11 protein-coding genes are annotated in these 7,981 nt (G+C 43.8%); 1 reads left to right on the top strand and 10 read right to left on the bottom strand.

Annotated elements, in window-relative coordinates:
- Window positions 1-86: 86 nt before the first annotated feature.
- On the bottom strand, window positions 87-539 hold the full coding sequence (locus RAC86_RS31865; RefSeq protein WP_003246525.1) for a SprT family protein: 453 nt from the start codon (window positions 537-539) through the stop codon (window positions 87-89).
- Window positions 540-642: 103 nt separating this feature from the next.
- On the opposite strand from RAC86_RS31865, the gene cmpA reads away from it, so the two are divergent.
- Complete coding sequence (gene cmpA, locus RAC86_RS31860) at window positions 643-756, top strand: cortex morphogenetic protein CmpA (protein WP_003225207.1); 114 nt, start codon at window positions 643-645, stop codon at window positions 754-756.
- A gap of 9 nt (window positions 757-765) precedes the next feature.
- Here cmpA and RAC86_RS31855 read toward each other — a convergent pair whose 3' ends face one another.
- From RAC86_RS31855 to rsbRA, 9 genes are all read right to left on the bottom strand, one after another.
- Window positions 766-2,925: a Tex family protein gene (locus RAC86_RS31855; RefSeq protein WP_377886438.1), complete on the bottom strand. Its 2,160-nt coding sequence runs from the start codon at window positions 2,923-2,925 to the stop codon at window positions 766-768.
- Window positions 2,926-3,031: 106 nt separating this feature from the next.
- Window positions 3,032-3,631 (bottom strand): phosphoserine phosphatase RsbX, encoded by a 600-nt coding sequence (gene rsbX / locus RAC86_RS31850; RefSeq protein ID WP_003246608.1) that lies wholly within the window; start codon window positions 3,629-3,631, stop codon window positions 3,032-3,034.
- Entirely contained in the window at window positions 3,631-4,419 is a 789-nt protein-coding gene (sigB, locus tag RAC86_RS31845) for an RNA polymerase sigma factor SigB (RefSeq protein WP_003246715.1), read from the bottom strand. Before sigB ends, rsbX begins: the two co-directional genes overlap by 1 nt.
- On the bottom strand, window positions 4,385-4,867 hold the full coding sequence (gene rsbW, locus RAC86_RS31840) for an anti-sigma B factor RsbW (RefSeq protein WP_003234299.1): 483 nt from the start codon (window positions 4,865-4,867) through the stop codon (window positions 4,385-4,387). The genes sigB and rsbW overlap by 35 nt, the downstream gene beginning before the upstream one ends.
- A complete protein-coding gene (rsbV, locus tag RAC86_RS31835) occupies window positions 4,864-5,193 on the bottom strand; it encodes an anti-sigma factor antagonist RsbV (RefSeq protein ID WP_003234298.1) in 330 nt (109 codons plus the stop codon). The genes rsbW and rsbV overlap by 4 nt, the downstream gene beginning before the upstream one ends.
- A gap of 61 nt (window positions 5,194-5,254) precedes the next feature.
- Window positions 5,255-6,262, bottom strand: coding sequence for a phosphoserine phosphatase RsbU (rsbU, locus tag RAC86_RS31830; protein ID WP_003234295.1), 1,008 nt, complete (start codon window positions 6,260-6,262; stop codon window positions 5,255-5,257).
- Between the two features lie 11 nt (window positions 6,263-6,273).
- Entirely contained in the window at window positions 6,274-6,675 is a 402-nt protein-coding gene (gene rsbT, locus RAC86_RS31825) for a serine/threonine-protein kinase RsbT (RefSeq protein WP_003246640.1), read from the bottom strand.
- 3 nt (window positions 6,676-6,678) lie between these two features.
- On the bottom strand, window positions 6,679-7,044 hold the full coding sequence (gene rsbS, locus RAC86_RS31820) for an RsbT antagonist protein RsbS (RefSeq protein ID WP_003225190.1): 366 nt from the start codon (window positions 7,042-7,044) through the stop codon (window positions 6,679-6,681).
- A 4-nt stretch (window positions 7,045-7,048) separates the two neighbouring features.
- Window positions 7,049-7,873, bottom strand: a complete 825-nt coding sequence (gene rsbRA, locus RAC86_RS31815; RefSeq protein WP_009966610.1) for an RsbT co-antagonist protein RsbRA — start codon at window positions 7,871-7,873, stop codon at window positions 7,049-7,051.
- Window positions 7,874-7,981 lie beyond the last annotated feature (108 nt).

Raw genomic sequence — 7,981 nt, 5'->3', positions numbered from 1 at the left:
ACAGTGTCAAGAGGTAAATGTTTTTATTTATCTCTCGTAACGACTTTTATAATGTAACATATGCTTGCCATATTCGTCAACCTTTTTCACGAAAAAATTCTTTTTATTTTCCCGCGGCATTTTCCGCACCTGTATCTGTCAGGGTTCATGGCGCGCTTCTTTATATACTGTTGGCCGCAGGTCGTACAGATATACATATAAGTTTTTTTGTTTTCCGCTTTTTTCTTAAGGGGTGTACAGAACCTCGGCGCGTTGACTTGCTGCAAAAGCATTCTAAAATCTCTGTCTCTGTGCTTGTACCCTTTTCCTTCAAGGTGGAGATGATAATGGCAGAGCTCATGCTTGATGATGCCGATCAGCTCCTCCCTGCCGTGTTCAATCAGATATTTTCTGTTCAATTCAATGTTATGGGAGGTTAACAGGTACCTTCCGCCAGTGGTTTTAAGCCTGTCATTAAAAAGCGCCTGATGGCGGAACGGCTTTTTAAAATATGTTTCAGAAATGTCCTCTGTCAGCTTTTGAAGCTCTTTGTTATCCATGGTGCACCTCACTTAAAAAACATTGAACGGGACAATTCACCGTTCGCATACAATATGGTAATCACCGTCCCTCTTATGATAAAAGCTGAGGAGGAATGAGCCTATGCCAAATTGGCTTAAAAAGCAGATGCAAAAAGCGTTCCTTGAAAAAGATAATTACCAAATTAAACTGCTGAATCAATGCTGGTATTTCTATAGGAAAAAACACTGCTCGTAAGCAGTGCTTTTATTTTACCATAGACAGCGATACTCTGCCTTTTTGTACATCTACACCGTCAACCCAAACTGTCACGATATCGCCGACAGATACGACATCAAGAGGATGCTTGACGAATTGATTGCTCAATTTTGAGATATGCACAAGCCCGTCTTGTTTGACTCCGATATCAACAAACGCTCCGAAGTCCACTACATTGCGCACGGTGCCCTGCAGTTCCATTCCCTCTTTCAAATCTTCCAGCTGAAGGATGTCTGTTTTCAGCAAAGGCTTAAGCACCTCATCGCGTGGATCGCGTTCCGGCCTTGTCAGCTGTTCGCAAATATCTTTCAGGGTGATTTCTCCGATTCCCAGCTCTTTTGCCGTTTCAGAAAGCGCCAGCTGATTGATTTTGTCCTTCAATTCCGCCGTGCCGATTTGTTCTGTTGAAAGGCCGAGCTTTTTCAATAGTGCTTTTGTTTCTTTGTAGCTTTCCGGGTGGATGCCTGTTCTGTCCAAAGGCTCTGTCCCTTCCTGCACTCTTAAGAAACCGATACACTGCTCATAGGTTTTCGCACCAAGTCTCGGGATGTCCTTCAATTCCTTTCGATTCGAAAACTTCCCGATTTCCTCACGTTTTTTGACAATGTTGCCTGCGACAGACTTTGATAATCCCGCTACATATTGAAGCAGCGCGGCGGAGGCTGTGTTGACGTTTACTCCAACCTGGTTTACGACAGTTTCGACGACAAACCGCAGAGATTCATTTAAGCGTTTTTGGCTGACGTCATGCTGATACTGTCCGACACCAACAGACTTCGGATCGATCTTAACGAGCTCCGCGAGCGGGTCTTGAAGTCTCCGAGCAATAGATACGGCACTGCGCTCTTCAACCTTAAGGTCAGGGAATTCTTCTCTGGCAAGCTCTGAAGCCGAATAGACGCTTGCTCCCGCTTCATTGACGATCACATAATAAATTTTGCGCGGCATGTCTCTGAGTACATTGACGATGAATTGCTCTGTTTCTCTGGATGCTGTGCCGTTTCCGATCGCCACCATCTCGACTTGATACTGCTCAAGAATCTTTTTCACTTTTTCATGGGCTTCTTTTGTTTTGTTGACTGGCGCATGCGGATAGATCACATCAATTTTCAAGACTTTTCCGGTCTCATCTGACACAGCGAGCTTACAGCCAGTTCGAAAGGCTGGGTCAACACCGAGAACGGTTTTGCCTTTCATCGGCGGCTGCAAAAGAAGCTTTCTCAAGTTCTCTGAGAAAATATGAATCGCCTGTTCATCAGCTTTTTCTGAGAGCTCTTTCCTGATTTCACGCTCGATTGCCGGCTGGATCAGCCTTTTATAACTGTCTTCAATTGTCTCCTGCAAAATCTCTCTTACGGATGTTGAGCGATTTTTGATGATTTGTTTTTCTAAATACGCCTTAATGTGATCCGCAGGCGGTTCGATCGCTACCTTTAAAATGTCTTCTTTTTCGCCGCGGTTCATTGCCAGCACCCTATGCGGAACGACTTTTGCAATTGGCTCTTCATACTCGTAATACATTTCATACACATTTTTCTCATCGGTGTCTGCCGACTTTCCTGCTGCAGACTTAATGGTTCCTCTTTTGAAGGTTTCCTGGCGAATCCACTTTCTGAAGGTCGGCTCGTCTGAAATTTGTTCCGCAATAATGTGCTTGGCGCCTTCAATCGCTTCTTCTCGCGTGAACACTTCTTTTTCTTCGCTGATGTATTGGTCTGCAGTTGCTGCCAGACGATCATCTTGGGGAAGTGTCAGGATATAGTCGGCAAGCGGCTCAAGGCCTTTGCTTTTGGCGACTGTCGCCTTTGTTTTGCGTTTTTGTTTATAAGGGCGGTAAAGGTCTTCCACTTCCTGAAGCTTCACCGATTGCTCGATTTTACGTTTTAGATCATCTGTCAGTTTATCCTGCTCTGCGATCAGCCTGATGACTTCTTCTTTTCGCTGATTCAGGTTTTGTATGTATTGCCAGCGTTCAGAAATCGTCTGAATCTGAACCTCATCCATTGAACCCGTCTGCTCTTTTCGATACCGGGCAATAAACGGGACTGTATTGCCGTCCTCAAGCAGGTGGATGACACTTTCAACGTGTTTTTGTGATAAACCTATTTCTTTCGCAATTTGCTGTTTTAAAAGGGCTGACGTTTCCATGTAACCAAAGCCTCCAATTTTGTCGTTCTTTCTCTAGTGTATCAAAAACCGAAAAAAACACATAAAAAAAGAAGCCGGCATTCCGGCTTCTTCTTGTTCTTATTCTCTAGGACAGCTGTCCGAGAATATAGGTCAGGTCATCTTTTCTCGATGTCGTATACATTTTCAGCGAATTCGATATTTCTTCTACCGATTGGCCTTTTTTCAAATGGGAGCGGATATCAGGTACGTTGAGTCCATCTGTATGTATAATGAACTTTGAACCCTTTTCATAGGTGGCGGTGTGCGTTTTGTATTTTTGCGGCTTGCCTGATAAATAGCCCGAAATCGGCAGAGGATAAAAGCTTTCACCAGACGGGGAATGCAGAATAAACCGTACATTTCCGACAGAGCAGTACGTAAACTGCCTTTGCTCAAAATTGATTTTCAGGATAGATGCTGTAGCGCCTCTTTTGTTTTTCATCGCCTGATTACAGCGTTCGATAATGCTTTCTACGTCTTCACTCGCATAGTTTTCCACTAAGTCTTTGATGGCTGCAGAAGATTCGTTAGCAAGTGATCCACTTCCCAGTCCGTCAGCAACCGCGCAAATTAACTCCTTATCATCAGCTTTCATAAAAAAGCTGTCACCGCAAATCGATTTCCCTTCTTTATTCAGTTGATATACTAGAGTTTGAATATGCTCGTTTTCTTCAACCTGGATCATTACATTAACTCCATCGAGGGATCTTCAATCAAGGCCTCTCTGAGCTTCTTCACAGCTTTGCGTTGCAAGCGCGAGACGTGCATTTGAGATATACCGAGAATGTCCCCAGTTTCTTTTTGGCTTTTGTTTTGAATATACGTAAGGTCTATGATTTGTTTTTCACGGTCTGAAAGGACATGAAGCACGCTTTGCAGCATCAATTGCTGGTTGACCCGCTCATATCCGTCCTCCTGTGATCCGACGATATCAAGAATCGTGACGGTGCTTCCGTCCGAATCCGCTTCAATGCTGTGGTCAACGGATAAGGCTTGGTAGCTTTTGCCCATTTCCATCGTTTCAAGAACCTCTTCTTCAGAAACATCGAGGAATTCGGCAATCTCTTCCACTTTCGGCGATCTTTGTGTTTCAGTGGTCAGCTGATCAACCGCCATTTTGATTCTTGGACCCAGTTCTTTAATTCGTCTCGGCACATGAACGCTCCATGTTTTATCTCTGAGGAAACGTTTAATTTCACCGATGATTGTCGGAATTGCAAAAGCTTCAAATGATTTGCCGACAACAGGATCGTATCGCTTAATCGCGCCTAGCAGCCCGATCATGCCGACCTGGCGGAGATCCTCGTGGAAGCTTTTGCCTTTTGAATATTTTTTCGCAAGCATGTCAACCAGATTTGTATACACCCGCACAAGCGTTTCCTGCGCCTGTTCATCTTGCTTTGTTTGGTAATCGCTTATGAGCCGATCGACTTCATCTTTAGTTAGTTTCGTAGTTTTTGATGGTTGTGTCATGATCAACTCGCTCCCCATTTAAATACTTTGTCATCGCTACGGTGACGCCGGAGTGGTTTTGCACTCTGACTTCATCCATGAGCGTTTCCATTAAATATAGACCGAGCCCTCCTTCTGATAATTGATCAACTGTGTGCGAAGGTGTGTACGGCCCTAGATCCTGCTGCTTTTGATCAAAGTCAAAGCTGTCTCCTTCATCCGCCACAATAACCTCTAAACGGTCTTCAAACACACCGAATCGTATTGACACTTCCCCATTTTTATCTTCTTTATAAGCGTGCTGGACCGCATTTGTGCACGCCTCGCTGACTGCGATTTTCAAATCTTCAATTTCATCGTACGTATAGCCCATTCTGCTTGCGACCCCTGACAGTGTCAGTCTTATAATTCCCACATATTCAGGTTGGGCCGGCACTTTCATTTCGATGTAATCAGCGTTATTCTTCATTGCACTCCACCTTCTGACTTTGCAGAAATATCAATGATGTCCTTCAAGCCTGTAATGTCAAACAGTCGGATCAGCCGTTCAGAAAGATTTTCAAGTTTCAGCGAACCGCCTTGTTTTTTCACCATTTTAAAGGTCCCTACAAAAACGCCCAATCCGGTACTGTCCATGTAGCTGACATCTTTCAGGCAAATTCTTAAGTCAGCTCCTTGTTCTGCCAGAGGAACGAGCTTCTCTCTAAGCACCGGGGCTGAGTATACATCAATTTCTCCTGCAATGTTTACTTGTATATCATTCTCGTTTTGCTTCACATCAACATTTATATTCATTCGTATCACCTCAAATTTTCCTTCAAATCACTAGTTGCTTTATACCCTGGTCTGACAGACGTTAAACCTTTCTCCGCAAAACAATTAACGTAAAATCATCGTGAAGCTGAAAATCCTGCAATTTGAGGAGGCTGTCATAAATGTTTTTGACCATTTCCTGCGCGGAGGAACACATATGTTCCTCAATGAGCTTCTGCAGATCAGGACGCTCCAAGAAACCGTTTTCCGTTCTGCATTCTGTGACGCCGTCAGAAAATAAAACAATCATATCGCCCTTTTCCAGATGCTGATCGAATTGTTTGTAGTCATAGTCCTGCGAGATGCCGAGAACGAGTCCTTTGGCCTCTAAATCGTAAAACGTGTTGTCTTTTTGAGAATAATAGAATCCCGGTTCATGTCCCGCTGAAGCATATGTAAATTGATGCTTGTCCATATTGTAATTCGCATAAAACATCGTAATAAACATACTGGCATCAACGTTTTGTTCAACAACACGATTCAAATTTTTCAGCACTTGAGAAGGGTGTATGCCCGTTTCCGGCAAAGAGTCCATCGCGTATTTAATCATGGACATGCATAAAGCCGCTGGAATGCCTTTTCCGATCACGTCCGCGATTGCGATATTGATGGATTCCTTGTCTTTGACAAAGTGGTAGTAATCACCGCTCATCTGTTTAGCAGGAACACTGATGGCGCCGATATCCAGCGCTTCTTCCTGAGGAACTTTAGTTCCGAGCAGCGTCTGCTGGACATTTGCCGCGATTTCAATTTCTGATTTGATTTCCTGCTGTATCCCTCTAAGGGTTTGATGCTCCTGATAAGCCATTCCATAACCAATCATGACTTCTATTAAAAAATCCAGCGAATGAAACACATCTTCCGGGAGACTTGGATACAGCTCCTTCAGCACTTTTCTGTGAATGCTGATGATTTCTTCCGGAGGAATTTGGTGCTCGATTGTTTTTCGGCTGAATTTTTGGGCTTGATATAAAGATGTTTCTGTTAATTCGGCTATATATCGACTAAGCAGCTGATGATACCGCTGCTCAATAACCTCCCTAAAATCCACGTTCTTACCTCCTACCGAAGCCATTTGATGGCTTGTATCTCTGTTCCTTCCCCCGCTACGGAATTTAAGCTGAATTCATCCATCAGCCTTTTGACCCCGGGAAGTCCCGCACCAAGTCCTCCAGACGTTGAAAACCCGTCTTCCATGACTTTTCGGATATCAGGAATTCCCGGCCCTTGGTCTTCCGCTATAATTTTCAGGCCTTTTTTTCCTCTGTCTGCGACCTGTTCAATTCCAATCTGCCCTTTGCCGGCATATAAATAAATATTCCTGGCTAATTCTGAAATAGCCGTTGTAATTCTAGCCTGGTCTACCGTGCCGAAACCCAGTTCTTTCGCAACGTTTCGTCCCAGCTGTCTGGCGGCCACAATATCCCATTCTGTCATGATTCTTACACAGGATTGGTCGTTCATTCGCTATTCCCCCAATTCCCGCTTCAATGTCTCAAGCCCCTGCTCTAAGTCGAGCGCAGTTTCGATTTCCTCAAGTGCGATTCCAAGTTCAATCAGCGTCACTGCCACAGCGGGCTGAATGCCGGTCAAGACAACTTTTGCCCCCATTAACTTAGACATTGTAATGACGTCGCCCAGCACTTTCGCGATAAATGAATCAATCATATCCACAGATGTCAGGTCAATGACGACTCCGTTAGCACCTGTTTCGTATATTTTATTTAATAAGTCTTCTTGAAAGGTTAATGCTGTTTGGTCATCAAGTTCCCACTGAATGGACACTAATAAGCAATTATACAGTTTCAAGATCGGGATTTTCGGATGTCTCAAAATGTTATTCCCCCAATGAAACGATTTTTCGATCCGTCATTTCCAATGCTGTTTGAATTCCTTTTTGCAGGGTATTCTTAGTTATAACTTGGGATAAATCAATCCCCAGGTTGACGATTGTTTGAGCAATTTCCGGACGGATTCCGGCCAGCAGGCATTTTGCTCCGACAAGCCTTACAGCTTCTGATGCCTGAATAATATGATGGGCAACCATCGTATCGACGACAGGGACACCTGTAATGTCAATCAGCACGACTTGGGAACGGTGTTTGACGACGCCATTAAGAAGGTTTTCCATAATTCGTTTCGCGCGTTCGGTATCAATTGTTCCGACAAGAGGCATCACAGTGATATTTTCAAACACCGGGATAAGCGGCGCAGACAGCTCTTGCAGCGCGATTTTTTGCAGGGATACTGTTTTTTCCCATGAGATTGAGTATTGATTAAAAATTTCTGTGTTAATCGGGCTGAAAAAGCGATCAATCTGCCAGATTAATTCCGTGCTCTCTTGATCTGGCAATCTCTTATCATTCATTTTCGTGTAGAGACGCTTCCAGAATTCAGCAAGTGCAGTAGCCAAAAACTTCATAGACAGTCCGATTTGGACCGCTCGAAGCGCCAGTTCGCTGATTTGGCTTTCAGCAGCGTTTTCGTCCTTAACAGACAGCAGCAGAATGTCGATATATTCTTTAGATATATTTTCATACACTTGGTCAGTCAGCTGATAGGATTCTTGCTCGCTTAATTCTTTTAGTGTGTCAGTCCACAGTTGGAGCAGTTCATTTTGATTTTCGGCAATGAACTGGTATACAGTCTGATTCGACATCAAATTCGCTTACCTCCCAATAAAAAACAACATATTTTTTCGTTATTTCACTATTATATCGTTTATGTTTTTTGAAAACAAAAAAAGTTGCTCTATTTGAGCAACCTGCAA

This window comes from Bacillus sp. LR_5, from assembly GCF_042709275.1.
The sequence above is the reverse complement of the archived record's forward strand: the minus strand, read 5'-3'. Positions and strand labels throughout refer to the sequence as shown.